Origin of the sequence: Nocardia sp. CA-120079 (genome assembly GCF_050955745.1) — a bacterium.
Classification (GTDB): Bacteria; Actinomycetota; Actinomycetes; order Mycobacteriales; family Mycobacteriaceae; genus Nocardia.
Window position 1 is genome coordinate 4,385,535 of the sequence record NZ_CP192088.1, and the last position, 23,473, is coordinate 4,409,007.

The 23,473-nt window shown below is 65.4% G+C and carries 29 protein-coding genes; 12 read left to right on the plus strand and 17 right to left on the minus strand.

Features of this window, described 5'->3' with window-relative positions; all coding sequences use genetic code 11:
* Nucleotides 1-122: 122 nt before the first annotated feature.
* Nucleotides 123-491: a DoxX family protein gene (locus ACQPYR_RS19930; protein ID WP_433634342.1), complete on the minus strand. Its 369-nt coding sequence runs from the start codon at nt 489-491 to the stop codon at nt 123-125.
* A 174-nt stretch (nt 492-665) separates the two neighbouring features.
* Between ACQPYR_RS19930 and ACQPYR_RS19935 the strand changes: the two genes are divergently transcribed.
* Nucleotides 666-2,255 carry a succinic semialdehyde dehydrogenase gene (locus ACQPYR_RS19935; RefSeq protein ID WP_433634344.1) on the plus strand — a complete coding sequence of 530 codons (1,590 nt, stop codon included), beginning with the start codon at nt 666-668 and terminating at the stop codon, nt 2,253-2,255.
* Between the two features lie 151 nt (nt 2,256-2,406).
* Here ACQPYR_RS19935 and ACQPYR_RS19940 read toward each other — a convergent pair whose 3' ends face one another.
* From ACQPYR_RS19940 to ACQPYR_RS19950, 3 genes are all read right to left on the minus strand, one after another.
* The gene (locus tag ACQPYR_RS19940) at nt 2,407-2,811 is read right to left on the minus strand and encodes a DUF779 domain-containing protein (protein WP_433634346.1); all 405 of its coding nucleotides are present in this window, start codon (nt 2,809-2,811) and stop codon (nt 2,407-2,409) included.
* Nucleotides 2,811-4,328 (minus strand): acetaldehyde dehydrogenase ExaC, encoded by a 1,518-nt coding sequence (gene exaC / locus ACQPYR_RS19945; protein ID WP_433634348.1) that lies wholly within the window; start codon nt 4,326-4,328, stop codon nt 2,811-2,813. The genes ACQPYR_RS19940 and exaC overlap by 1 nt, the downstream gene beginning before the upstream one ends.
* Before the next feature lie 89 nt (nt 4,329-4,417).
* The gene (locus ACQPYR_RS19950) at nt 4,418-5,638 is read right to left on the minus strand and encodes a transcriptional regulator (protein WP_433634350.1); all 1,221 of its coding nucleotides are present in this window, start codon (nt 5,636-5,638) and stop codon (nt 4,418-4,420) included.
* Between the two features lie 146 nt (nt 5,639-5,784).
* Between ACQPYR_RS19950 and ACQPYR_RS19955 the strand changes: the two genes are divergently transcribed.
* On the plus strand, nt 5,785-6,210 hold the full coding sequence (locus ACQPYR_RS19955) for an MmcQ/YjbR family DNA-binding protein (RefSeq protein ID WP_433634352.1): 426 nt from the start codon (nt 5,785-5,787) through the stop codon (nt 6,208-6,210).
* A gap of 23 nt (nt 6,211-6,233) precedes the next feature.
* Here the strand turns inward: ACQPYR_RS19955 and ACQPYR_RS19960 are convergent, their stop codons facing one another.
* From ACQPYR_RS19960 to ACQPYR_RS19970, 3 genes are read right to left on the minus strand one after another with little or no spacing between them, the layout of a single operon-like run.
* A complete protein-coding gene (locus ACQPYR_RS19960) occupies nt 6,234-6,686 on the minus strand; it encodes a hypothetical protein (protein ID WP_433634354.1) in 453 nt (150 codons plus the stop codon).
* A 26-nt stretch (nt 6,687-6,712) separates the two neighbouring features.
* Nucleotides 6,713-6,928 carry a hypothetical protein gene (locus tag ACQPYR_RS19965; RefSeq protein WP_433634356.1) on the minus strand — a complete coding sequence of 72 codons (216 nt, stop codon included), beginning with the start codon at nt 6,926-6,928 and terminating at the stop codon, nt 6,713-6,715.
* Between the two features lie 9 nt (nt 6,929-6,937).
* The gene (locus ACQPYR_RS19970) at nt 6,938-7,987 is read right to left on the minus strand and encodes an NAD-dependent epimerase/dehydratase family protein (RefSeq protein WP_433634358.1); all 1,050 of its coding nucleotides are present in this window, start codon (nt 7,985-7,987) and stop codon (nt 6,938-6,940) included.
* Between the two features lie 111 nt (nt 7,988-8,098).
* Here ACQPYR_RS19970 and ACQPYR_RS19975 point away from each other — a divergent pair, with 111 nt between their 5' ends.
* The 4 genes from ACQPYR_RS19975 (at nt 8,099) to ACQPYR_RS19990 (ending at nt 10,650) form a co-directional block, all read left to right on the plus strand.
* Complete coding sequence (locus ACQPYR_RS19975) at nt 8,099-8,713, plus strand: TetR/AcrR family transcriptional regulator (RefSeq protein WP_433634361.1); 615 nt, start codon at nt 8,099-8,101, stop codon at nt 8,711-8,713.
* 84 nt (nt 8,714-8,797) lie between these two features.
* Complete coding sequence (locus ACQPYR_RS19980) at nt 8,798-9,109, plus strand: nuclear transport factor 2 family protein (RefSeq protein ID WP_433603178.1); 312 nt, start codon at nt 8,798-8,800, stop codon at nt 9,107-9,109.
* 13 nt (nt 9,110-9,122) lie between these two features.
* Entirely contained in the window at nt 9,123-10,265 is a 1,143-nt protein-coding gene (locus ACQPYR_RS19985) for an alkaline phosphatase family protein (protein WP_433634363.1), read from the plus strand.
* Between the two features lie 70 nt (nt 10,266-10,335).
* Nucleotides 10,336-10,650: a hypothetical protein gene (locus tag ACQPYR_RS19990; protein WP_433634365.1), complete on the plus strand. Its 315-nt coding sequence runs from the start codon at nt 10,336-10,338 to the stop codon at nt 10,648-10,650.
* 99 nt (nt 10,651-10,749) lie between these two features.
* Here ACQPYR_RS19990 and ACQPYR_RS19995 read toward each other — a convergent pair whose 3' ends face one another.
* The 4 genes from ACQPYR_RS19995 to ACQPYR_RS20010 form a co-directional block, all read right to left on the minus strand.
* The gene (locus ACQPYR_RS19995) at nt 10,750-10,956 is read right to left on the minus strand and encodes a DUF397 domain-containing protein (protein ID WP_433634367.1); all 207 of its coding nucleotides are present in this window, start codon (nt 10,954-10,956) and stop codon (nt 10,750-10,752) included.
* A gap of 79 nt (nt 10,957-11,035) precedes the next feature.
* Nucleotides 11,036-11,242, minus strand: coding sequence for a DUF397 domain-containing protein (locus ACQPYR_RS20000; RefSeq protein ID WP_433634369.1), 207 nt, complete (start codon nt 11,240-11,242; stop codon nt 11,036-11,038).
* A 46-nt stretch (nt 11,243-11,288) separates the two neighbouring features.
* On the minus strand, nt 11,289-11,504 hold the full coding sequence (locus ACQPYR_RS20005; protein WP_433634371.1) for a DUF397 domain-containing protein: 216 nt from the start codon (nt 11,502-11,504) through the stop codon (nt 11,289-11,291).
* Entirely contained in the window at nt 11,494-12,402 is a 909-nt protein-coding gene (locus ACQPYR_RS20010; protein ID WP_433634373.1) for a helix-turn-helix domain-containing protein, read from the minus strand. Before ACQPYR_RS20010 ends, ACQPYR_RS20005 begins: the two co-directional genes overlap by 11 nt.
* Nucleotides 12,403-12,555: 153 nt before the next feature.
* Between ACQPYR_RS20010 and ACQPYR_RS20015 the strand changes: the two genes are divergently transcribed.
* Nucleotides 12,556-12,906 carry a hypothetical protein gene (locus ACQPYR_RS20015; protein ID WP_433634375.1) on the plus strand — a complete coding sequence of 117 codons (351 nt, stop codon included), beginning with the start codon at nt 12,556-12,558 and terminating at the stop codon, nt 12,904-12,906.
* A gap of 417 nt (nt 12,907-13,323) precedes the next feature.
* Entirely contained in the window at nt 13,324-15,609 is a 2,286-nt protein-coding gene (locus ACQPYR_RS20020; protein WP_433634377.1) for an ATP-binding cassette domain-containing protein, read from the plus strand.
* A gap of 13 nt (nt 15,610-15,622) precedes the next feature.
* On the opposite strand, the gene ACQPYR_RS20025 is transcribed toward ACQPYR_RS20020, so the two are convergent.
* Nucleotides 15,623-16,735 carry an FAD-dependent oxidoreductase gene (locus ACQPYR_RS20025; protein ID WP_433634379.1) on the minus strand — a complete coding sequence of 371 codons (1,113 nt, stop codon included), beginning with the start codon at nt 16,733-16,735 and terminating at the stop codon, nt 15,623-15,625.
* Between the two features lie 87 nt (nt 16,736-16,822).
* Between ACQPYR_RS20025 and ACQPYR_RS20030 the strand changes: the two genes are divergently transcribed.
* Nucleotides 16,823-17,545 carry a TetR/AcrR family transcriptional regulator gene (locus tag ACQPYR_RS20030; protein WP_433634381.1) on the plus strand — a complete coding sequence of 241 codons (723 nt, stop codon included), beginning with the start codon at nt 16,823-16,825 and terminating at the stop codon, nt 17,543-17,545.
* 25 nt (nt 17,546-17,570) lie between these two features.
* Here ACQPYR_RS20030 and ACQPYR_RS20035 read toward each other — a convergent pair whose 3' ends face one another.
* Together ACQPYR_RS20035 and ACQPYR_RS20040 are read right to left on the minus strand one after the other, a co-directional pair.
* Nucleotides 17,571-18,302 carry an arginase family protein gene (locus ACQPYR_RS20035; protein ID WP_433634383.1) on the minus strand — a complete coding sequence of 244 codons (732 nt, stop codon included), beginning with the start codon at nt 18,300-18,302 and terminating at the stop codon, nt 17,571-17,573.
* A gap of 236 nt (nt 18,303-18,538) precedes the next feature.
* Nucleotides 18,539-19,447, minus strand: a complete 909-nt coding sequence (locus ACQPYR_RS20040) for an NmrA family NAD(P)-binding protein (protein ID WP_433634385.1) — start codon at nt 19,445-19,447, stop codon at nt 18,539-18,541.
* An 81-nt stretch (nt 19,448-19,528) separates the two neighbouring features.
* Between ACQPYR_RS20040 and ACQPYR_RS20045 the strand changes: the two genes are divergently transcribed.
* Complete coding sequence (locus ACQPYR_RS20045) at nt 19,529-19,939, plus strand: winged helix-turn-helix transcriptional regulator (protein ID WP_433634387.1); 411 nt, start codon at nt 19,529-19,531, stop codon at nt 19,937-19,939.
* Nucleotides 19,940-19,999: 60 nt separating this feature from the next.
* Nucleotides 20,000-20,656 (plus strand): hypothetical protein, encoded by a 657-nt coding sequence (locus tag ACQPYR_RS20050; protein WP_433634389.1) that lies wholly within the window; start codon nt 20,000-20,002, stop codon nt 20,654-20,656.
* A gap of 13 nt (nt 20,657-20,669) precedes the next feature.
* Here ACQPYR_RS20050 and ACQPYR_RS20055 read toward each other — a convergent pair whose 3' ends face one another.
* Nucleotides 20,670-20,888, minus strand: a complete 219-nt coding sequence (locus ACQPYR_RS20055; protein ID WP_433634391.1) for a VOC family protein — start codon at nt 20,886-20,888, stop codon at nt 20,670-20,672.
* A gap of 113 nt (nt 20,889-21,001) precedes the next feature.
* Nucleotides 21,002-21,850: a helix-turn-helix transcriptional regulator gene (locus ACQPYR_RS20060; RefSeq protein ID WP_433634393.1), complete on the minus strand. Its 849-nt coding sequence runs from the start codon at nt 21,848-21,850 to the stop codon at nt 21,002-21,004.
* 101 nt (nt 21,851-21,951) lie between these two features.
* On the opposite strand from ACQPYR_RS20060, the gene ACQPYR_RS20065 reads away from it, so the two are divergent.
* Entirely contained in the window at nt 21,952-22,671 is a 720-nt protein-coding gene (locus ACQPYR_RS20065) for an SDR family oxidoreductase (protein WP_433634395.1), read from the plus strand.
* A gap of 31 nt (nt 22,672-22,702) precedes the next feature.
* Here the strand turns inward: ACQPYR_RS20065 and fabG are convergent, their stop codons facing one another.
* The gene (fabG, locus tag ACQPYR_RS20070; protein ID WP_433634397.1) at nt 22,703-23,455 is read right to left on the minus strand and encodes a 3-oxoacyl-ACP reductase FabG; all 753 of its coding nucleotides are present in this window, start codon (nt 23,453-23,455) and stop codon (nt 22,703-22,705) included.
* Between the last annotated feature and the right edge of the window lie 18 nt (nt 23,456-23,473).

Consider the following 23,473-nt stretch of genomic DNA (forward strand, 5'->3'; position numbering starts at 1 on the left):
AGACATTGTCAACGTGGGGCCGCGCTCTGAACATCGGCGCACAGTAATACATACTGTGACACTCTCGTAATGCCTTCGGTATACCGGACTGGACTGGCAGTTCCTGGTGTACCGAACCGCGGTCACAGCCCCGCGAAGCGGCCGATGGCGACCAGTACGGCGATGATCAGGATCGTCGTGGTGATCGCGATATTGCGCGGTTCGCGCAGCCGGATGTGGGAGCTGATCGCACCGATCATCACCACGGCGAAACCGACCGCCGCCAATGGGGTGAGCACCGGTGCGATCCCGGTCCACCACGGCACGATAATCCCGATGGCACCGAGCAATTCGGCGTAGGCGGTCAGGCGCACGACCGGCTTCGGGAACACCGCGACGCCCGTCTGGCCCATCTCGACCAACTTGTCCTTGGATTGCGTGGCCTTCGCGATCCCGGATGCGGTGAACACGACGGCCAGCACGATCTGTCCGATCCACAGCGCGATATTCATGATTCCTCCCTCGATTGGGTTCAGGTGCCCATGAGACAAATCAGCTCTCGCGAACGTGACAGTTTCGGCCGAAAAGGCATTGTCATCCGCCAAACCCGGGTAGCGGCTGCTATGGCTACCGCAGGCGGCGTATGTTGTGTGTATCCCGGGGTTACTCACAAGTAGGAGGCACCGATGCCCGCGCCGAATGCCGAAGTCTTCGACCGCCTGAGTGCGCTCGCCGCGATCGCTGATCCGGCCGCTGGCGATCGCTTGCGGGTCGCTGGAAAGGGTCAGCCCCGTGCGCGCAAAACCATCGCCGAAACCTTCACCGGCACCGCACTCGGCAGCGTACCCGTGGGCACCGCCGATGATGTGGCCGCCGCACTCGACAAGGCCAAGGCCGCGCAGGCCCGATGGGCCGCGCGCTCGGCCAAGGACCGTGCCGCGGTACTCGAGCGATACCGCGAATTGGTCGTCGAACAGCGCGAATTCCTGATGGACGTGATCCAGGCCGAAACCGGTAAAGCGCGCTGGGCCGCCCAGGAAGAGATCATGGGCCTGATGTTCGCGGCCCGCTACTTCGCCAGGGTCGCACCCGATCTGCTCGACGCGCACCGCGTACCCGGCGCCTTCCCGGTGCTCAACCGGGCGACCGTGCGCCACCACCCGAAGGGCGTCGTCGGTGTGGTCGCGCCGTGGAACTATCCGATGCTGCTGTCCATCGGCGATTCGATCCCGGCGCTGCTCGCGGGCAATGCGGTGATCGTCAAACCCGACAGCCAGACCCCGTTCTCCGCGTTGGCCAGCGCCGAATTGCTCTACCAGGCCGGACTGCCCCGCGACCTGCTCGCCGTCGTTCCCGGACCGGGCACTGTGGTCGGTACCGCGATCGTGGACAACTGCGACTACCTGATGTTCACCGGCTCCTCGGCGACGGGGCGCACCCTGGCCGAACGGTGCGGGCGCAGGCTCATCGGCTTCTCCGCCGAACTCGGCGGCAAGAACCCGATGATCGTCACCCGCGGCGCGAAGCTCGACAAGGCGGCCAAGGCCGCGGTGCGCGCCTGCTTTTCCAATGCGGGTCAGCTGTGTATTTCGATCGAACGGCTGTATGTGGAGAAGGCGGTCGCCGCGGAGTTCACCGAAAAGTTCGTCGCCGCCGTGCAGGCCGCGAAACTCGGTGCGGCCTATGACTATTCGGCCGATATCGGCAGCCTCATCTCCGAAGCGCAGTTGGAGACCGTCGCCAAGCACGTCGCCGACGCGACCTCCAAGGGCGCCCAGGTGCTCGCGGGCGGCAAGGCGCGCCCGGATCTGGGACCGCTGTTCTTCGAACCCACCGTGCTCGCCGATGTCACCGACGAGATGGAATGCGGTCGCAACGAAACCTTCGGCCCGTTGGTCTCGATCTACCCGGTCGACAGCGTCGAGGAGGCGATCGGGCTGGCCAACGACACCGAATACGGCCTGAACGCGAGCGTCTGGGCGGCGAGCAAGGACGCGGGGGAGCGGATCGCCGAGCGGCTGCACGCGGGCACCGTCTGCGTCGACGAGGGTTACGCCCCGGCCTGGGGCACCACCGCCGCCCCGATGGGCGGTATGGGCATCTCCGGTGTCGGGCGCAGGCACGGCCCGGACGGGCTGCTGAAGTTCACCGAACCGCAGACCGTGGTGGTCACGCGCTTCATGAATCTCGATGCGCCGCCGGTGATTTCGCAGGACAAATGGCAGCGGCTGCTGATGACGCTCACCCGCGGCTTCCGTTTCCTGCCCGGCCGGTAGGACACCGGCCCCGCCGTCCCGGTCTGCAGCGGGACGGCGGGGCTTCGTGGTGTCGGCCCAGGGCTGCGGACCCCCGGGCCGATCACCCGATGGCCGCCCGCGGACGCACCCGCGGGCGTGAATCAGGCACCGGCGACAGCTTTTTCGGCAGTCAACTCATCCGATCGGCTCCCGTCCGCGGTGGCGGTCCCGCCGCCAACGCCGTCGTCTCCTCATCGGTCAGCAGTCGCGATCTGATGATGAACCGCACGCCCTCGGGCGCCTCCAGGGAGAATCCGCTGCCGCGCCCGGTCACCACATCCACGGTGAGGTGGGTGTGCTTCCACAGTTCGAATTGGTCGCCGCTGATCCAGAATTCGGTATGCCACGGCAGCCGGCCGAGCAGCACATCCGCGCCGCCGACCCGGAATTCGCGCACCCCGAAACACATCGGTGAACTGCCGTCGCAGCAGCCACCGGATTGGTGGAACAGCACCGGTCCGTGCTGTTCTATCAACCGGCGCAACACTTCTCGCGCCCGCTCGGTGATCGCGACGCGGGCTACTCTGCCATGCATCAGAAAAATCCGAGTTTTGTCGGTGAATAGCTGACCAGCAGATTCTTGGTCTGCTGGTAGTGCTCGAGCATCATTTTGTGGTTTTCCCGGCCGATGCCGGACTTCTTGTACCCGCCGAAGGCGGCGTGTGCGGGGTAGGCGTGGAAACAGTTGGTCCATACTCGCCCTGCCTTGATTGCTCGGCCCATCCGGTACGCCGTGGTGATATCCCTGGTCCACACCCCGGCGCCGAGACCGTAGAGGGTGTCGTTGGCGATCATGGTCGCCTCTTCGACGGTGTCGAACCTGGTGACCGCCACGACGGGGCCGAAGATCTCCTCCTGGAAGATCCGCATCGTATTGGCGCCCTCGAAAATCGTCGGCTGGATGTAGTAGCCGCCCGGCAGTCCGTCCACCTTTCGTGCTTCCCCTCCGGTGAGCACACGGGCTCCCTCCCGCCTGCCGATGTCGATGTAGGACAGGATCTTTTCGAATTGGTCGTTACTGGCTTGGGCTCCGATCATGGTGGTGTCGTCGAGCGGATTACCGCCCCTGATGGCTCGGGTCCGCTCGATGCAGCGGGCCAGGAATTCGTCGTAGATCGACGAATGGATCAGTGCGCGCGAAGGACAGGTGCACACCTCGCCCTGGTTGAGCGCGAACATCACGAAGCCCTCGACGGCCTTGTCCAGGAATTCGTCGTCGGCGGCCATGACATCGGGCAGGAAGATATTGGGGCTCTTACCGCCCAACTCCAGACTGACCGGGATGATGTTCTCGCTCGCGTACTGCATGATGAGCCGTCCGGTGGTGGTCTCACCGGTGAAAGCGACCTTGGCCACGCGCGGACTCGCCGCCAGCGGCTTACCCGCCTCGACGCCGAAACCGTTGACCACGTTGAGGACTCCGGGCGGCAGGAGATCGGCGATGAGCTCGATCACCAGCAGAATCGATGCCGGGGTCTGCTCGGCGGGTTTGAGCACCACACAGTTACCCGCCGCCAAGGCCGGGGCCAGCTTCCACGCGGCCATCAGAATCGGGAAGTTCCACGGGATGATCTGGCCGACCACCCCGAGCGGTTCGTGGAAGTGGTAGGCGATGGTATCGACATCGATTTCAGCGATGCTGCCCTCCTGGGCGCGGATGGCGCCGGCGAAGTAGCGGAAGTGATCGACTGCCAAAGGCAGGTCGGCGGCGAGGGTTTCGCGAACGGGTTTGCCGTTGTCCCAGGTTTCGGCGATAGCGAGGGGTTCGAGGCTGTGCTCGATCCGGTCGGCGATCTTGTTGAGGATATTCGCGCGCTCGGCGGGCGAGGTGGCGGCCCATTTCCCGGCGGCGAGGTGCGCGGCTTCGAGGGCCATATCGATATCGGCCGCCGAGGAGCGCGCCACCGAGCAGAAGGTTTCGCCGTCGACCGGGGATGGGTTCTCGAAGTACCTGCCCTCGATCGGAGCCGCCCAGTCACCACCGATGAAGTTGTCGTAACGACTGGCGTAGGTCACGATGCCGGTGGCGGACCCCGGTTTGGCGTAGATCATCTGTGGGCGCTCCTCGCGAATCTTGCCTGCCGGGCCACTATGTCCGGCGAAGGTTGGTGCGAGGTTGGTGCCGTTGTGACGGGGGTGACTCAGGAGCGCAGCGCGGTATACAACCGGGCGACGACCACGGACCGGCGCACATCGTCGGCGGGCAGCAATCGCAGCGCGTGTTCGTGGACCTCGATATCACCGGGGGCGCGCTCGCCGAAGGCCACGGCGTGATCGGCGCGGTCGCTGGCCAGTACCGCGGTGCGCACCCCGACATCGAGATGGTTACGCCACTGCAGCACACCTGGGGTGTCCGAACCGGGCAGCAGCGGTCCGCGGTAGAGCCAGACCGCCGAGGTGGTGTCGCCGGCCTGGATGGCGGCGAGTAGATCGACCGCATCGCAGGAGACCGGGCCGGTGAGCATGTAGCGGCGGTTGCTGATCTCACCGCCGGTGGTGCGTCGCAGATGTGAGACATCGGCCTTGAGCGTGCTCGACGACACCGGACGATCGCCGTAGACCGCGGCCTGCAGTTGTTCGGGGGTGAACCCGTCGGGCTCCAGCGCGAGCAGCGCCAGGATTTCCAGATGACGCGGCGGCAATGGCACCGGCCTGCCGTCGCGGACCAGCCGTGCGCCGCCCAGACATTCGAGCCGCACACCGCGCGCCGGTGTCGGTGCGGCCGCCCGCAACATCGTTTCGACCGCGGTGACCAGCGCGCGGACCGAGGTCAGCACCATCGGATGCGAACGCTCCCAGGAACTGGACAGATCGAGCACACCGATCTGGCGGCCGTCGGGTGCGTGGATCGGCGCGGAATAGCAGACCCAGCTGTGCAGCGCGGCGACCAGATGTTCGGCGGAGAACACGGTGGTCGGGCGGTCGCTGTGCAGGGCGAGTGACAAACCGTTGGTGCCCATATGGCTTTCGTCCCAGCAGCCGCCCGGCGCGAAGTTCACCGCCTCGGCTTGGCGGCGCAGCGCGCGATCGCCGCACGACCAGAGGATGGTGCCCGCGGCATCGGTGACGACCGCGAGATAGCCGGCGTCCTCGGAGATGTCGCGCAGATCACCGGCCAGCTCGGTAATCGGTTGGCGCAGTGGCGATTCGGTCCAGCGATCGCGGATGTTGTCCAGGCCGGGCGCTTCGGTACAACTCGGATCGACGGTCGTCAGCGACCGCTGCCAGGATTGGAAGACCTCATTACGTAGCGAGGTCGAACCCGCGGGTATGCCGAGAGTGCTACTCGGAGCCGTCGCCCAACGCGCCCATTCTTTTTCCAGTGCGGCCCGTTGTCGGGTGAGGGTGCGGAATTGTGCCACCTCGTCAACCCCATCGTCAGTGTGAGCTCACATTCGCTATCTCATGATGGCGTACGCATTAGCTCGAGTCGAGGGTCCGACGGCAAACCGACCGTCCTCCATTGCAGGTTCGACTCCGATCTGCGATCGCGGTCTACGCTGCTGATATGGCGAGAGTTTCGGGACGAGCCGAGGTGTCCGACGTGCACGAACTGGCCACCGGCATGCCGTTCGTCAACCGGGTGGACGGACCGCACGGCAATGCGGTGTACCAGGTCGGCGGCAAATCCTTCGTCTTCTTCCGCAATCCGCGCCCCGACGCTTTCGACCCGGACACCGGTGAGCGCTATGCCGATGTGATCGTCATCTGGGTGCCCTCGGAGTCGGACAAACTCGCGCTGGTGCAGGATCCGGATTCACCGTTCTTCACCACCCCGCATTTCGACGGGCATCTTTCGGTCCTGGTGCGCGGCAGCCGCATCGGTGAACTCGGTAAGCAGGAGTTGGCCGAGGTCATCCAGGACGCGTGGCTGAGCCGGGCCTCCCGGAAACGGGCGGCCGACTGGCTGGCCGCGCACAATGTCGCGGACTGACCTGCCGTGGCGTGTCCCCGCATTCAGCGCAGCAGTTCGATTACCGGGCCCATCGGTTCCATGCTGCTCTCGAGCACCGTGACGTAGCTGAATCCGAACCGTTCCCGGCGCTGTTCCAACTGCCGCGCCATTTTCTTCGGCGTGCCGATCAGCAATGCGGGCAACTCCTCTGGTCGGTCGGCGACATCGGTGGGCAGATGCGGCCCATACAGTTCCAATGCGGCCGACCGTTCCTCGGGTGGAATTACGCGCTGCAGCAGGATATTCAACTCGACATCCTCGGCCCGTGACCCGAGCAACTCCCGCAGGTACACCATCCGCGCATCGGTGGCGGCGGGTCCGACGAACTGCAGCGGTTCGCCGTTGTACGCCGGAGCCGCACCCGGCAGCGCGACGATATCGGCATATTCGGCCGCGACCCGCAGCAGCCGATCGCCCCAACCTGCGATGACCAGCGGCGGTTGCGCAGCCGTCACCCTTTGTGTCTACCAGGCCGAACCGATCAGCACGGCGCGAGCGCCAGTCCCACCCAAATCATCCCGGCCAAGGTCACCACCGCCGCCAATACCGGACCCGGTCGCCGCAACCTGGCCGACCCGATGATCCGTCGCACCACATTTCGCCATTGCGGCGCATCGGATTTCGTCTCCGGTGTCCGCCTGCCCAACCAGCGTCGCACCAACCCGATGGTGCCGATGATGAGTGTCGCGATCAGCATGGCCCCGCCCTACGCATTCACCGCTGCCCGATGCGACGACACACCGTCAGCCCGAGGCACGACGCCGAATTCGATCAAACTCTCCGCGGTATCCAGAACAGTTTCCCGCACCGGCCGCATCGACCATCCGAGCTCACGCCGCGCCTTCTCGGAGCTGAGCTGCTCGGTACGGCCCAACGTCGGCACCGTCAATCGAATCCCCTTGTCGAACAAGGCAATCGTTCGCACGAGAATATTCGGGATAACCCGCGTCGGTACCCGGTATCCACGAGGCCCGAACTCCTCGGCCAACGTCCGCGCCATATCCGCCATCCAGACATGTTCGCCCGCGCAGATATACCGATTTCCGACCGCTCCGGGAGCCTCCAGCGCCAGTCGATGCGCCACCGCGAGATCGCGCACATCCACCACTGCCCATCCCACGCGCGGTGAACCGGGCGCATCACGAGCGAGCAGGCGGCGCACCGGTTCGTGCGACGTGCTCGTCGCCGCGGATTCCAACGGCCCCAACACCATTCCGGGATTCACCACCACCAGCTCGAGATCCGACTTCGCGGCGAAATCCCATGCCGCCCGTTCGGCCAGCGTCTTGCTCTTCTGATAGGCCGCACTGCGTTCGACCACCGACCAATCGGCCTCGGTGCGCACCGCATCGGTCTCGTGACCATAGGTGATCGCGGCGATCGAGGAGGTGAGCACGACCCGCTCGATGCCGCCGTCGGCACACGCCCGCAAGACCCGCAATGTCCCGTCGACCGCGGTATCGATCAATTCTCGTTCGTCGTCCGGTGGCGTCGCCGGAAACGGTGAGGCCACGTGTAGGACGGAGGTGCAGCTCGAAACGGCCGCCGCCCACCCCGCATCGTCGTCGAGATCCGCCGCGACGAACTCCAACTCGCCGCCGAGCCGATCCGCAAGCGCTACCAGATGTGCGCGTTTATCCGCTTTTCCGAGGTCGCGAACCGTGCCGCGCACGGCATATCCGTGCTCGAGCAGTTCGGCGATGACGTGTCCGGCGACGAATCCTGTTGCGCCGGTGACGAGTACCCGTGAGCTCATATGCTTACCCGCTTCGAAGGAGGGAATGCGGCCAGCCCATCTGAGCGCCGCTCAGATTATCTAAGCACTGCATAGTTAGGCTGTCCAGCAGGCGTCGAATACGCTCGACTGGTGACGCGGACCAGTTACCACCACGGCGCGCTGCGCGACACGCTCCTCGCCGCCTGCCTCCGGCTGATCGAGACCGAGGGCCTCGCCGCGGTGAGCTTGCGACGGGTGGCCCGCGAGGCGGGCGTGAGCACCGGCGCCCCGTACCACCATTTCGCTGATCGCTCGGCCCTGCTCGCCGCCCTGTCGACCCAGGGATTCCGTCAGCTCGGCAGTGACTTGGCCGCCGCGCGCGCCGCCGCCCGGACACCGCTACAAGCGTTGACCGCGCTGGCCGAAACCTATGTGCGGTTCTCTCAGGAAAATCCCGGCTACTTCCGTCTCATGTTCCGCCCGGAACTCTCGCAACCCGATAAGCATCCGGACGCGGGAGCGGCGGGCGACGCGGCCTTCGATGTCCTCGCCGACACCATTGCCGAAGCCGTCGCCGCCGGATTGCTGCCCGCCGATAAGGCCGACACCCTGGCCGTCATGTGGTGGAGCCTGGCGCACGGCATGGCCTCGCTGTGGCTGGATGGTCAGCTCGAAAAGCGCAGCATCCAACTCGGCACCACCGCGCCCACACTGGTCGAGGACATCATGCGCACCTTCACCGCGCTGGTCGGCCCCGGCGCGTGACACGCGCACGAGCGCACCCGACACTAGAGTGAAGCCGAACATTTGCTGTTCGATGCACCCGCACTCTTCGAGAGGGATGTTCCGATGACACAGCAGCTCGATCCAACGGTCCAGGAATTCGTCACCGCGCTCAACGACAGCGATCAGGACCGCTTCTACGCCATCCTCACCGACGACGCGACCATGTCCGATGACGGTGTGGAGCGCAACCTCGTCCAGTGGACCGACTCCGAGATCTTCGGCAGCAATGGGCGCATGAATGTCGAATCGGTCGGCGACAACGGCACCGAACTGGTTGCCGACTACACGAATTCCCGCTGGGGTTCGATGCGCACCGCGTGGCGCTTCATCGTCCGTGACGGCAAAATCAGTCGATTCGAGACCGGCCAAGCCTGAGTAGCCTGAGTTCGTGTTCATCACGCCCCAGTACGGCACGGGCTCCCTGGCTGATCTGTTCCCCTCCATCCTCGCCGGGTTCGGCGTGCCCAGCGAGGTCGACCGGCTCGGCCTCGAGCTCGCCGCCGACCGGATCTGTGTGCTGCTGATCGACGGTCTCGGCGCGGATGCACTCGCCGCGAATTCCGATGCGGCACCGTTCCTGTCGGCGCTGGCGCAGCGCACGCTGACCGCGGGCTTCCCGAGCACGACGACGGTCAGTCTGAGCTCACTCGGCGTCGGTGTCCCGCCCGGCGAACACGGGTTTACCGGATACCTGATACACGTGCCCGGCTACGACCGGCTGGTGAATGCGCTGACCTGGCGACTACACGGCGCGGGACCGAAGATCGACCTGCTGCGAGATCTGGTGCCGGAGCAATTCCAGCCCACCGCCACGGTTTTCGAGCGCGCCGCGGCCGACGGTATCGCGGTGGCCCAGGTCGCGCCGCGACTGCAGGCGGGTTCCGGGCTGACCAGGGCGGTGCTGCGCGGCTGCGAATTCCGCCCCTATGTTTCCGTCGGCGATTTCGTCGACGGCATCGCCACCGCATTGCGCGCGGGCCCGCGCTCGCTGGTCTACGCCTACCACGGCAACCTCGACACTACCGGTCACGTGCGCGGACCATCCTCGGACGCTTGGCTTTTGGAGCTCGCGCACGTCGACCGGCTGGCCGCCACCATCGCCGGACATCTGCCCCCCGATGCCGCGCTCGTCGTAACCGCCGACCACGGCATGGTGGAACTCACTGACCGCGTCGACTTCGACAAGACCGAGATACTGCGCGAGGGTGTACGCCTACTCGGCGGCGAGCCGCGCGCCCGCCATGTCTTCACCGTCGACGGCGCGACCGCCGATGTGGCGGCGACCTGGCAGGAATACCTCGGCGCCGACTTCGATGTCATCTCTCGCGCCGAGGCAATCGACCGCGCCTGGTTCGGCCCCACGGTGGCACTGCATATCGCCGAGCGCATCGGCGATCTCGTGGTCGCGGCCAGTGGTCTGCGCGGCGTCGTACGCACCGGCGCCGAACCGCTGGAATCCATGCTGATCGGCCACCACGGTTCGCTCACGCCCGCGGAGATGAATGTGCCGCTGTGCACGTTCCGACCGTAACCCTCCGTTGCCCTAGGCTGTTGGCGTCGTCGCGGGCACGGTCGCCCGCCGAAGCGCCAGGAGGATCTCTATGAACGCCACGCTCTTACGGACCGGACTCGGGGTCGCGGCCGTCGCGGCACTGCTGGCCGGTTGCAGCGATATCGAGCGTGCGCTCAACCAAGGGGGCGACACCACCTGCCGCGATTACGTCAAACAGGATCAGGACACCAAGCGCACGACGATCACCAAATTCATCAAGCAGCAGACCAACAATGATCACGAGCCCGCGGGCACGGCGGTCGATGCCACGATGATTCAGGTGGACTTGCTGTGCGGTGCGCAGGTCAATCAGGACACCCCGATCAAAAAAGCCGATATCGCAGGCATTTTCCTGAACAAGTAGTCCGAAGACGCGGTACGCGAACGCCGTCCATTCGGAACCTGGTCTGCCGGATACGCAAAGCGGCCCCCAGGATTCTGTGGGCCGCTTTGCTACCTCGTCCTACGTCCGGTCGAACTCGCCGTGGTTCACGCCTGCGGTGAAGGCATCCCACTCGGACGGAGTGAACACCAGCGTTGGACCGGTAGGGTTCTTCGAATCCCGCATACCGACGTAGCTGCCGTCGAGGAAGGCTACCTCGACGCAGTCTTTTCCGGCTTCACTGCGCCGGGACTTGAACCACTGCGCGCCAGTTAGGTCGACGTTCACGGTCGTAACTCCTTGCGGGATGGACACTCCGGGCATGCAGACGGTTCCAGAGAACGAGGGACCGATCTAATACCACGGCCTACGTCAAGTCGAACTCGCCGTCGTTGACGCCAGCGGTGAAGGCGTCCCACGCGGACGGAGTGAACACCAGTGCCGGACCGGTCAGGTTCTTGGAGTCTCGCATGCCGACATGTCCTTCTGCGAGGAACGCAACCTCTACACAGTCGGCCCCTCCCTGGCTGCGGCTCGATTTGAACCACTGCGCGTCGGTTAGGTCGACGTTCACGGTCGTAACTCCTTGCGGGATGGACATTCCGATCTAATACTTCGGCCTATATCCGATCGAACTCCCCGTGGTTCACGCCTGCGGTGAAGGCGTCCCACTCGCTAGGCGTAAAGACCAACGCCGGGCCGGTCGGGCTCTTGGAGTCCCGCACGCCGACCATGCCCCCGTCCAGGTGCGCTACCTCCACGCATTCGCCGCTGGTCCCCGAACTGCGGCTTGATTTGAACCACTTCGCCCCCGTCAGGTCGACTTCAGCGTTCACTGTTATAACTCCTAGCCATCTCTCTCAATAGCGTGCGGCTCGACCGAGCATCCATCGTCGCCCCGATCAGCGTACGGAACGTGTGCCGACAACGTTGCACGTCGTCGCGCTTCTCGAGATACGCATCCCCCGTGTAGCTCTCGGCGTAGATGACCGACGGTTCTACCGGCTTTCCTTGTGCGTCTTTCGGGAAGGTCATCACAATGAACGGGGTGACCAGCCTGCCAATCGGTAAGCCAGCTTCTTGCCTGAGTATGCGTACCTCGATGTTCTCGAGCGTACTCATGTCCGCTGCATGCCTGCATTGATCAGCCATCACCTGTGCGCCACCGATGATGGTCCGCAGCGCGTTCTCGTGGATCACGGCCGTGAGCTTGCACGGGTTCCGGGGCCGCGTGAGCAGATGCTGACGCCGCGCCAGAACCGCTGCCACCCGTTCCAACCCCTCGTCCGGGATTCGCGGCTGCTTGGCTCGGTTCATCGCCTGCGCGTAGTCGTGAGTTTGGAGCAGACCGGGGATGATGAGCGGCTGAAATATAGCCAATTCGCTTGCGGCGGATTCGAGTTCGATGTAGGTGTTGAACTTCGGTTCCAGTAGGTCACTGTAAGTGCGCAGCCAGGACCGGACCGGGGGATGTCCCGCAAGTTCCTTCCATGCCACAAGGTCTTCCGCGTCAACCCCGTACAGCCCGCCCAGGGCATCAAGATCTGTCGCCCTGACCGTTTTGTTGCGGCCGTTCTCCAGTCTGCTAATGGTTGCGTTACCCCAACCGAGTGTCCGCGCGGCCACCTCCAAGCTCATGCCCGCTCCTGTCCGTGCCTCTCGCAGTGAACGGCCCAATTGCCTACGGGGCAGGGTGGTTCCGTCATCTTCTCGCCCCTCGTTGTCTTCGGTCACCCTTGCGATCCCCTTCCGTTTTGTGATGCAGCTTCCTTTCTTGGCGGAAGGAGCATAACTACGTCATCGGAAGAATCGCTGGGCTTTCACGCGAGTTCCGCGAGTTCCGCGTCTGGGCCGCTTGAACATTGGCACTTGACACACCCTTGCCTGATGTCCACGCCGAAACGAGAGCTTCCACAACGAGATCCGTTCATCGGACCACCAGCCGCGTACACCGGCGCACCACCCGATCTGGTCGAGCAGGTCGCACACGCAGTCCGGGAGTGGGCAGGCCCGGCGATAGCTCCATCCGTGCGTCGCCTGCTCGACGACTTCCACAGGGACACACAGCAGAAACTCGACCGCGCTCCCATCGACAGCCGTCCGATCTTCGAGGGTGCGGACGGTTCGCTGATGCCGGTCGACGAGGATGGATGGATCTGCGATTCGGACGCCGATCTCGACCGGGCCGACGCAATCACCATCCAGCCCACCGATGTTCGCGACATCGAGGGATCGTGAGCCCGAAACGGCGAGACCCCGAAGGCGTTTCGCCTCGCCCTTACGAACCGGATGTACACCTCAGCGTGTTCCTGCACGGCGTTCGCCTCGACTACGCCGCCTGCCTTACCGCCGCGTTGACATTCACGCGTGAGCACCAGAGGCGGCACTACACCGATGCGGTCACCATCGATCTCGGCGACACAAGTCGCTATCCGCGCCTTCCGTGCGAACGTCTCTTCCTCGGCTCATGAGATGAGACAGGGGGCGAAATTCAAGAGCGTCAACGGAATCCACCGAGATGTTGGACCTTCACGGCGGAACCGAAGAAAGCGCTGGTCACGGCACATACGGCACGATATGCGCATTTTGCATCAATGTGATCTGCATCACATTCCGCCGGGCATTTTGTCGGTCGCGCATGGCATGGTGGGCGACATGCCTTTTGCCGATTCCGTCGTCGCCACGGATGTCATCCGTGTGCTCGGTGCCCGTGAGCACAATCTGCGCAATGTGTCGTTGGAAATCCCCAAGAACAAGATCACCGTCTTTACCGGCGTCTCCGGGTCGGGCAAATCGTCGATCGTCTTCGACACGATCGCCGTCGAGTCGCAGCGTCAGCTATATGCGACGTTCCCCGCGTTCATTCTCAACTTCCTGCCACGCTATGAGCGGCCGCACGCCGAGGCGATCGAGAACCTGACGGCTCCGGTCATCATCGACCAGCAGCCTGTCGGCGGCGGGCCGCGCTCGACCGTCGGGACGATGACCGATATCTACTCGATGGTGCGGGCGATGTTCGCCCGATTCGGTTCGCCCTCAGCCGGATTCGTCTACAACTACTCGTTCAACGTGCCGCAGGGTATGTGCCCGGACTGCGATGGTCTCGGAGTCACGGTGCGGGCCGATCCGGATCGGTTGGTCGACCGGAGCAAATCGCTGAACGAAGGCGCGATTCTGCTGCCCGGTTACGCGGTGGACAGCGGCGAGTGGCAGATGTACGGCAAATCCGGGCGCTTCGATCCGGATAAGAAACTGGCCGACTACACCGAGGACGAGTTCACCGACCTGCTCTACGGCACCGGCGGCAAGGTGGAACTGACGTTCGCCAAGGGCACCTGGAAGGCGAATTACGAAGGGCTGGCGGCGAAATTCACTCGCACCCGGTTACAACGCGACACCTCCACGCTCAGCGAGAAGACGCGCGAACAGATGCAGAAATTCCTCACCGAAGGTGTCTGTGCTACCTGTCGTGGTGCTCGGCTCAACGAAGCGGCATTGGCGACGAAGATCGGTGGCCGCAATATCGCCGACTGGTCCGGACTGCAGATCACCGATCTGATGGTGGTGCTCGATGAGATCAGCGATCCGGCCGCGCTCGGACTGGCCGCCGCGATCCGGACCGCGCTGCGGCGGGTGATCGATATCGGACTGGGTTATCTGAGCCTGGATCGGCCGACCTCGACGCTGTCCGGCGGTGAGGGGCAGCGGCTCAAGATGATCAAACATCTGTCGAGCACGCTGATCGGGATGACCTATGTTTTCGACGAACCGAGCGTCGGATTGCATCCGCGTGACGTCGGCCGGTTGAACAACCTGCTGAAGGCATTGCGGGACAAAGGCAATACGGTGCTGGTGGTCGAGCACGATCCGGACGTCATCCAGATCGCCGACCATATCGTCGATGTCGGGCCGCGCGCCGGTCTGCACGGCGGGCAGGTGGTGTTCGAGGGCAGCTTCGCCGAACTGCGGACCGCGGATACGCCGACGGGTGCGGGACTGCGCAGGCCGTTCACGGTGAAGGAAACCTTCCGTAAGTCGAACGGAGCGTTGCTGATCGAGCATGCGAATGTGCACAACCTCAAAGATGTGACCGTCGCGGTGCCGACCGGCATTCTCACCTCGATCACCGGCGTCGCCGGTTCCGGTAAGAGCAGCCTCATCCGCGACGTGTTCGTCCGAGAACATCCGGACGCGATCTTCGTCGACCAATCGGCGATCGGGGCATCGTCGCGGTCAACGCCCGCAACGTATCTGGGGCTGATGGATCCGATCAGGAAGCTGTTCGCCAAGGCGACGGGGGAGTCACCCGGCCTGTTCAGTTTCAACTCGACCGGAGCCTGCAAACAGTGTGAGGGTCGCGGCGTGATCATCACCGAAGTCGCCTACATGGACCCGGTGACCACCCACTGCGATGCGTGTGACGGACGACGGTTCTCCGACGAAGTGCTGGCACTGACCTTGCGCGACAAGTCGATTGCCGATGTGCTGGCGATGTCGGCCGAAGAAGCCCTCGGTTTCTTCACCGAAAAGGCACTGTTCACAAAGCTGCGCACGATGAACGAAGTGGGCCTGGACTATCTCAGCCTCGGCCAAGCCATGAGCACCCTGTCCGGCGGTGAACGCCAACGCATCAAACTGGCGACCCAACTCCAGAACACCGGCACCGTCTACGTCCTCGACGAACCCACCACCGGTTTGCACATGTCGGATGTGGACACCCTGCTCGCCCTGATGGACGGCTTGGTCGACCGCGGCAACACGGTGGTGGTGATCGAACACAACCTCGACGTGGTGGCCCACTCCGACTGGGTGATCGATCTCGGCCCCGATGGCGGCAAGGACGGCGGCGAAATCGTCTTCACCGGAACCCCCGCCGAATTACTGACCCACCCCACCTCCCTCACCGGCGAATACCTGCGCGAGTACAAGGCCGCCGGGTAGGACAACGAGCCGGTCAGGGCTGTTTCGTCTGAGAGGTGTAGGCGGGGAGGGCGGCGAGGCTGAAGCGGACGGCTTCGGCGCCGTAGTCGAGCATTTCGCGTTCGTAGTCGTCGACTGCGTCGAGGAGGGTGGGGGTCTGGGTGAGGGTGCGGCGGAGGAGGTCGGCGTCGCGCAGGGCGGTGTTGGCGCCGTTGCCGCCGGTCGGTGAGGTGGCGTGGATGGCGTCGCCGAGCAGGGTGACCGGACCGGGGGTCCAGCGTTGGCCGGGTTCGACTACTCGGATGGAGAGCAGGGTGCTGTTGTCGGGGTCGGACTGCTCGATCAGTGCGCGCAGGTCCGGGTGCCAGCCGGGCATTCTGGACAGCACGGCCTCCTGCGGGGTTTCGGTGCGGACTGAGCCATTCGGGGGCAGGATCATGGCCCAGCGCACGTAGTCGTGGATGTCGGGCAGGGTCACTTCGGGGGCCAGCGCTTCGGCGGCCTCCTTCGGTGGGGTGCGGAAACGCATCGCGCCGAGCAGGAGACTCACTCCGTCTCCGGCGATCTTCGAGCCGAAGGCTCGGGACAGGCTGGTGAACTGGGCGGTCAGCGGAGTGCGGCCGATGACGAACCGGACGCCGGTGTCGGTCGGGGTGGTCTGCGGAGACAGGACGGATCGGACCGCGGAGTTGACGCCGTCGGCGCCGACGAGCAGGTTCGCGGTGGCCGGGTCTCGATCGGCGAACTGGGCTTCGACCTGGCCGTCCGCCAGCAGGTCGTAGCCGGTCAGTGCGGCGCCGGTGTGCACGGTCAGGCCGGTGAGCAGCAGGTGGCGGAGTACGTCGCGGTCGACCACGGTGGCGTGGCGGCCGGGTTCGAGCGCACCGATCTGGTTGAGTTGCGGGTCCAGGATCAGGCGCTCGCCGTAGGCGTCGCCGACGACGGCGTCCAGCAATGGGTGCCAGCGCGGCGGCAGGCAGCCGCGCAGCGCGTCGAAGCCCTCCGGGTTCAGCACCAGCCGGTAGCCCTGGAACCGTGCGGTGATCGCCGGGTCGCGCTCGAACACCTGGGTTTCGATCCCGGCTCCGCGCAGGCCTTGTGCCAGGCACAGGCCGCCGAGACCGGCTCCGATGACGGAAACTCGCATCACGCACCTCCGTACGAACTAAGTTCTATATTCACGAACATTGTTCTACTTGGCGAACTAAGTTCGTGTCAAGCTATAGTGACCGGCATGCCCGCAGCTCCCCGACAGCGCCGAGCCGCTCGTCACGCCCAATCCACCGACGACACCGCGGCATCCTCGCCCCGCAAGGAACCCATCACGGTCACTCGGATCACCGATGCGGCACTGGAGGTCGTCGCCACCGAGGGGTACGACGCGCTGACCATCCGCCGGGTCGCCGCGGTGCTCGGCACCGGGCCTTCATCGCTGTATGCGCACATCGTCAACAAGGACGATATCGACGATCTACTGGTCGGCAGGCTCAGCGCCGAAATCGTGCTGCCCGAACCGGCTCCGGCCGAATGGCGCGGTCAGCTCCTGAACGTGTTCAGCCAGATCCGCGACCAATACCTGAAATACCCCGGGGTCTCGCGCGCCGCACTGGCCATGGTCCCCACCAATCTCGAGGCACTGCGGGTCCGGGAGGGATTGTTCGCGATCGCGCTCGCGGGCGGAATCGAACCCCGCACCGCCGCATGGGCATTGGACGCGATCTCCCTCTATGTCAGCGCCTACGCCCTGGAGCAGTCGCTGGTCCAGCAGCGGCGCAAACACCCGGATCAGGAGTGGGTCGTCAGCCGCGAGGAGCTGGTGCGCCGGTTCACCTCCCTCCCCGCCGACACCTTCCCGCAGACCCGGCGCTATGCCGCCGAGCTCACCTCCGGCACCGGGCGCGACCGCTTCGCATTCACCCTCGCGCTGATCCTGGACAACCTCTGCCCGTCGGCCTGATCGGCCTACTAGTACGGATCCCGAATCAGGCGGAATCGATGAGGGGCCGGACGTGTGCGGCGGCGGTGGCGTCGTCGTGCCATGTGCAGGCCAGGCCGAAGGCGGCTACTCGGCCGGTGCCGAGAACGGCTCGTACGGCGGCCGAGACCTCGGCCATGGTGGGCCCGTCGGGCGCGGGGAAGAGCAGGCCCGGGAGTTCGTCCGGGGTGACCACGTCGAAATCGACATGAAGGTAGAGCGGGCCGTCCGGAAGGTCGCCGATGTCATCGACCGGCCGGTGCCGGATCTGCGCGGTACGCAGGTATTCGACCTCCGGTGGGTCGAGGTCTCGGCCGCCGACCAGGACGGCGCGGTCTTCGGGGATGTCGCGCAAGCCGATTCGGTCGGCTATGAGGTGGCGGCCGTAGCCGACGAGCATGCGCAACGGGAAGCCGCCGAGGTAGCCGGACGCGGAGGTCTCGAGGGTTTGCACGTCACCGTGCCCGTCGAACCAGACGAGCGCGGGATCGAGTCCGGCCCTTTGCAATCCGGCCACCGTGCCGAGCGCGGTCGTGCAATCCCCGGACGCGACGATCGCGCGTTCACCGCGAATCGCGGATCCGGCAACTCGATCCGCCACCGCGTCATAGAGCACGGCCATCCGCGCCCAGGGATCATCGACATCCGGGAGCTCGGCCGTGACCACCGCATCCGGGGTGATCGGAGCATCGATCTCCGGCCGGTATTCATCGAGGTGGTACGGCACGAGCAAGCGCATCTACCGAGCCTATTCGGGGCCGAAGCGCGCAGCCACCGAATTCGGAGTCACTAGCGCCGCGGGACCCCGCGCCCGCCCGGCGCGCAGGGTCCGCTTTCGGTGCCACCCAAAGTGTTCTGACGAACCGGTCAGGCGATGGTCCGCACGTCGCGCGTGTAGCGGCCTGGACGGTCGGGAACGACATTCCAGCCCGTGATCCTGCGCGGATGGATGCGAATCACACCGCCGCGGCTTGCTCAGCCCGCGGTGTTCACCGATACCGACTGATACCCGCCCGACTGCACCGCGCTGGTGATGAGGGCCCGGACATCGCGCGGTGCATTCGGCAGCAGCTCGAGCAAGTCGGTGCCCGATGCTTCGAGGAGTCCGGCACCGAGATTGGCGAACAACGAGAGTGTGTGCGCGATCTGATACGGCTCCAATCCACTGTCCTGCAACATATTCCGCATTTCACCGAGCGAGACGGGCGCGTATCGCACTGGGCGACCGAGGGATTCGCTCAAGATCTCGGCGATATCGGCACCGCCGACCGCGGTGACACCCTCCAGCTCGTACACCTTGCCCGCATGCCTGCTCCGCCGACCCGCGGCCAGATCACGCTCGGTCTCCGCGGCCACCCGCACGGCCACCTCGGCCAGATCCTCGCGCGCCACCACCGAGATCCGGCCGGCGCCGAATGCCGCGGCGAATACCCCTGATTCGGCCGAGGAGACGGCACCGGCGACGGCGAGCCCGACCGGCACCTGCGCATAGAGGCCGTTGCGCAGGACGGTCACGTCGAATGGTGCTGCAGCCAGCCGCTTTTCGGTCCATCGATGCGGCAGGGCAATGGTCATCAGATCGCCGGAACCCGCGAGGCTGGTGTAGATCACGTGCCGGACCCCGGCGGCCGCGGCGGCGTCGAGCACCGCACCGTGTCGGGCCAAGACCACATCGTCTTCGGCGTATCCGGCCGAAATCAGTACCAGGACATCGACATCCCGCAGTCCCGCGAACAGCGTTGCCGGATCGTCGAAATCGATTCGACGCGTGGTGGTGTCGTCACCGGAGCGGCTGCCCGCCGCTACTGTCAGGCCGTCGAGGGTGGACAGGCCGCGGTGGACGAGGCCGCCGAGGGATCCGGAGATGCCGGTTACCAGGATCATCGCAACGCTCCCGATTGTTGTAGTTGCTGAATTCGTCACCAGCATCGGCGGCCGCGGCGCGCGGCATAAGGAGGCACTTTCATGTCGGTCACGAACACGGCGATCACCGCCCAGGTCACGGGCACTATTCCCGATGGGCCCTGTGGCGACGACGACTGCGGCATCCGCGATGTGCTCGACCGGCTGGGGGATCGGTGGACGGTACTGGTGATCGTCGAACTGAGTAAAGGAGTGCGGCGTTTCCGTGAATTGGAGCGGGCGATTCCCGGGATCTCACAGCGGATGCTGACACTGACCACCAAGCGGCTGTGCCGCGACGGCATGGTCGAGCGCATCGCGTATCCGACGATTCCACCGCAGGTCGAATACCAGCTCACCGAGACCGGCCAGAGCCTGGCCGAGGCGATCGGCGCACTCGCCGACTGGTCGCGCGATCACAAGGACCGCATCGCCGACGCTCGCCGACACTGGGATGCCGAGCACGGCGACTGAACACCTGTCGCGCGCGGGCGAACCGCGCTTGAATGGAGGCATTCCCACAGGGAGGCTCCGATGACCCTTACCGCTCGTGACCTGGTCGACGGGATCCAAGCCGAACTGGCCCCGCACGACGCCGACAACCGCATGGTTCCGCTCATCTCGACGGGCAAAGCGCCACGCGCGGTCTTCGCCGCGATCGCCGCCGAGGAACAGCGCATCGTCAGCAGCGACTGGCGCAGCTTCCACACCTTGGCCGCGAAGACGGACGAACCGCATGTCAGAGCGTTCCTCGACGGCCTCCCTCCCGGCGAGCGGCAGGCACTCGCGCTGTTGGACGCGCTCGTGGCGGCGGCGGGACCCGACCAGGGCATGGAGCTACCCAGAGCGGGTTGCCAGGCCTACCCGGCCTATGTCGCGTGGTTGGCGCTGAACGCCGAGCCTTCCGCCGCCGCGGCCGGTATCTACGCGAATGTCGCCGCATTCGGCCGCTACTGCCGGGCCGTCGCCGAAGGCATGCGCGCGCACTACGAGTTCGACGACCCCGCCTGCGCATTCTTCGACTTCTTCGCCGCCGACACCCCCGAAGCCGAACAGCGGGCCCACGCCGCGATCCAGGCCGGAATCGACAGCGGAGGCTTGAATCCGAACGACGCCCACTTGTACGCCAGACTCTTCCAGAACTACGAACTCATGTTCTGGAACACCCTCGCCGACGAGTTCTCCGGATAGCACCGCGACCGGATCAGGCGGGCTGCCATAGTTCGACCCGATCGCCCTCAGGATCGGTGACCCAGCCGAATCGACCGACACCCGCCATGCCCTGCGTCTCGTCGGCCACATCCGCTCCCCAGGCGCGCAATTGCGTGAGCATCGCATCCAGGTCGCGGACCCGGAAGTCGAGCATCGTTTGCTGAGCGCGGGACCCGCAATAGTCGGTCTCGGACTCGAACGTCGCGGACACAGTCGGCCAGTGACTACTTCGTAGCGCTTATCCCTGGTGCGCGATCCTCAAAAACTATGCGGACGAAGGCATTCGGCCGCCTGGACCAACATCGCGCGATCGGCCGCCGGGCGCTATCGCCGCTCGCTCAGCTGCTGCGTCCCCGTAATGCGGAGCAGTTCGAGTGCCGAGGCGGCGGGAGTGTCGGGTGCCGCGGAGTACACGACCACGGCCTGGTCGCTGTCGGGGACGAACAGAGCGTCGCAATCCAGGACCAACCGTCCGACCTCGGGATGATCGATGGTCTTGGTGGCGCTGCGCCAGTTGCCGGTACTCCCTTCGCGCCACATTCGGTCGAATCGCATACTGCGCGAACGTAGTTCGGCGATGAGCCGAGCCAGGTCCGGATCGTCGGGATAGGCCGCCTTCGCACTGCGCAGCGAGCTGACCCAGGATTCGGCGGCCGCCTCGGCCTCGGCGAGGGTGAAGACCACGCGGGAGGGTTCGGTCCCGAGGAAGGACTGCCAGATGATGTTGCGCCGGGCGGGCGACCACGCGGAGAAGTCCCCGAGCAATGCCGCCGCCATCGGATTCCAGGCCAGCACATCGGCTTTCGCGGAGATCACCAGCGCGGGCAGATCCGCCATCCGGTCGAGCAGCCGCAGCACGCTCGGTCGCACCACCATGTTGATGCGGCCTTCCTGCGGTGGCGCGGAACCGGCCAGCCGGAACAGCAGATCGCGTTCGGGATCGGCGAGGCGCAGGGCGCGGGCGAGCGCGCCGAGCACCGCCACCGACGGTCGCGGTCCGCGTCCCTGTTCGAGCCGGACCACATAGTCGACGCTGACACCGGCCAGTTGCGCGACCTCCTCACGCCGCAGTCCGGGCACCTGGCGGCGCGAACCGGTGGGCAGCCCGACATCGCGCGGCCGCACCCGGGCCCGGGCCTGCCGCAGCAGCTTGGCGAGTTCGGCGCGATCCATGCCTCGATGATGCCGCAGGGCACGGACCCCGGGGTGGTACTGCCGGTCCCAGGAGTTGTCAGCCCTGGAGCGAGATTCGGGTGGCGGGCCAAGGTCGAGTCATGACCAACACGACAACAGCCCTGGTGACCGGGGCGAACAAGGGAATCGGCCGCGAAACGGTCCGCCGGCTGGGCGAACTCGGCTGGCGGGTATTCCTCGGTGCCCGCGATGCGGAGCGGGGTAAGACGGCCGCGTTCGAACTCGCCGAACAGGGTTTGGATGTCGAGTTCGTCCAGTTGGATGTGACGTCCGTCGAATCGATCGCGGCCGCCGCTCAGACCATCGCGGGCCGGACGCCGCACCTGGATGTTCTGATCAACAATGCGGGTATCGGCGGTACGCGCGCCACACCCGCCGATACCGTGGCCGCCGATTTCCGAAATGTCTTCGAGACCAACGTTTTCGGGCCCGTGCAGGTGACCCACGCCTTCCTGCCGCTACTGCGCCCGGCCACCAACCCGCGCATCGTGATGGTGTCCAGCGGTATCGGATCGATTGCCATCACCTCCGATCCGAGCCGGATCGAATCGCAGATCCTGGGACTGGTCTACCCCGCCTCCAAGACCGCACTGAACATGATCACCACGCAGTACTCCCGCGAACTGCCGCAGATGCGGGTCAATGCCGCCGATCCCGGTTACACCGCAACGGATTTGAACGGGAATTCGGGGCATCAAACGGTCACCGAGGGCGCCGATGCCATCGTGCACTTGGCGACGATCGGACCCGACGGACCCACCGGCGGATTCTTCAACCGTTTCGGCGCGGTTGCCTGGTGAACGCTGGGCCGGGACCCAGGCGCCTAAGCCTTCAGCGGGCCCCACCATTGACGTACAGCGTCTGGCCGCTGACATAGGACGCCTCATCACTGGCCAGAAACGCGATCACCGCCGCAACCTCTTCGGGCTGTCCCACGCGGCCCAGGGGAGTCCGCTCGGCCACAGCCTTCTGATGGTCTTCGGCTGTGACCCCGACCCGGTTCGCGGTCGCGGCCGTCATCGCGGTGGCGATGTAGCCGGGCGCGACGGCATTGACATTGATGTTGTAGGGCCCGAGCTCGATGGCCAATGTCGCGGTCAGGCCCTGGATGCCGGCCTTCGCGGCGGCATAATTCGCCTGACCACGATTGCCGAGCGCCGAGCGGCTGGACAGCGAGACGATCTTGCCGTACCGCTGGGCGACCATGTACTCCTGGGCCGCCTGGGTGCAGTGGAAAACGCCGGTCAGATTGACCGAGAGCACCGCATTCCAGTCGTCCTCGGAGAGCCGGAAGAACAGATCGTCGCGGGTGATGCCCGCATTGTTGACCAGAATGTGCGGACCGCCGAGATCGGTTGCGATATCGGCGAATACGGATTCCACCGAGGCGCGGTCGGTGACATCGCAGACATAACTGCGGGCCGCGCCGCCCGCCGCGACGATTTGCTCGGCGGTGTCCTCGGGTGCATTGCGGTCGAGCACCGCGACCTGTGCGCCCTGGGCGGCGAGCAGCTGCGCGGTGGCCGCGCCGATACCCTGCGCCGCGCCGGTGACAACGGCGACCCGATCGGTGAATCTGGTCATCGAACGTTCTCCTCGGGA

Bases quoted from the DNA above. Each gene is read 5' to 3' on its own strand.
- ACQPYR_RS19930 (WP_433634342.1), bottom strand. From the start codon at position 491: ATGAATATCGCGCTGTGGATCGGACAGATCGTGCTGGCCGTCGTGTTC.
- ACQPYR_RS19935 (WP_433634344.1), top strand. From the start codon at position 666: ATGCCCGCGCCGAATGCCGAAGTCTTCGACCGCCTGAGTGCGCTCGCC.
- ACQPYR_RS19940 (WP_433634346.1), bottom strand. From the start codon at position 2,811: ATGCATGGCAGAGTAGCCCGCGTCGCGATCACCGAGCGGGCGCGAGAA.
- exaC (WP_433634348.1), bottom strand. From the start codon at position 4,328: ATGATCTACGCCAAACCGGGGTCCGCCACCGGCATCGTGACCTACGCC.
- ACQPYR_RS19955 (WP_433634352.1), top strand. From the start codon at position 5,785: ATGGCGAGAGTTTCGGGACGAGCCGAGGTGTCCGACGTGCACGAACTG.
- ACQPYR_RS19965 (WP_433634356.1), bottom strand. From the start codon at position 6,928: ATGCTGATCGCGACACTCATCATCGGCACCATCGGGTTGGTGCGACGC.
- ACQPYR_RS19970 (WP_433634358.1), bottom strand. From the start codon at position 7,987: ATGAGCTCACGGGTACTCGTCACCGGCGCAACAGGATTCGTCGCCGGA.
- ACQPYR_RS19980 (WP_433603178.1), top strand. From the start codon at position 8,798: ATGACACAGCAGCTCGATCCAACGGTCCAGGAATTCGTCACCGCGCTC.
- ACQPYR_RS19990 (WP_433634365.1), top strand. From the start codon at position 10,336: ATGAACGCCACGCTCTTACGGACCGGACTCGGGGTCGCGGCCGTCGCG.
- ACQPYR_RS20015 (WP_433634375.1), top strand. From the start codon at position 12,556: ATGTCCACGCCGAAACGAGAGCTTCCACAACGAGATCCGTTCATCGGA.
- ACQPYR_RS20020 (WP_433634377.1), top strand. From the start codon at position 13,324: ATGCCTTTTGCCGATTCCGTCGTCGCCACGGATGTCATCCGTGTGCTC.
- ACQPYR_RS20025 (WP_433634379.1), bottom strand. From the start codon at position 16,735: ATGCGAGTTTCCGTCATCGGAGCCGGTCTCGGCGGCCTGTGCCTGGCA.
- ACQPYR_RS20030 (WP_433634381.1), top strand. From the start codon at position 16,823: ATGCCCGCAGCTCCCCGACAGCGCCGAGCCGCTCGTCACGCCCAATCC.
- ACQPYR_RS20035 (WP_433634383.1), bottom strand. From the start codon at position 18,302: ATGCGCTTGCTCGTGCCGTACCACCTCGATGAATACCGGCCGGAGATC.
- ACQPYR_RS20040 (WP_433634385.1), bottom strand. From the start codon at position 19,447: ATGATCCTGGTAACCGGCATCTCCGGATCCCTCGGCGGCCTCGTCCAC.
- ACQPYR_RS20045 (WP_433634387.1), top strand. From the start codon at position 19,529: ATGTCGGTCACGAACACGGCGATCACCGCCCAGGTCACGGGCACTATT.
- ACQPYR_RS20050 (WP_433634389.1), top strand. From the start codon at position 20,000: ATGACCCTTACCGCTCGTGACCTGGTCGACGGGATCCAAGCCGAACTG.
- ACQPYR_RS20060 (WP_433634393.1), bottom strand. From the start codon at position 21,850: ATGGATCGCGCCGAACTCGCCAAGCTGCTGCGGCAGGCCCGGGCCCGG.
- ACQPYR_RS20065 (WP_433634395.1), top strand. From the start codon at position 21,952: ATGACCAACACGACAACAGCCCTGGTGACCGGGGCGAACAAGGGAATC.
- fabG (WP_433634397.1), bottom strand. From the start codon at position 23,455: ATGACCAGATTCACCGATCGGGTCGCCGTTGTCACCGGCGCGGCGCAG.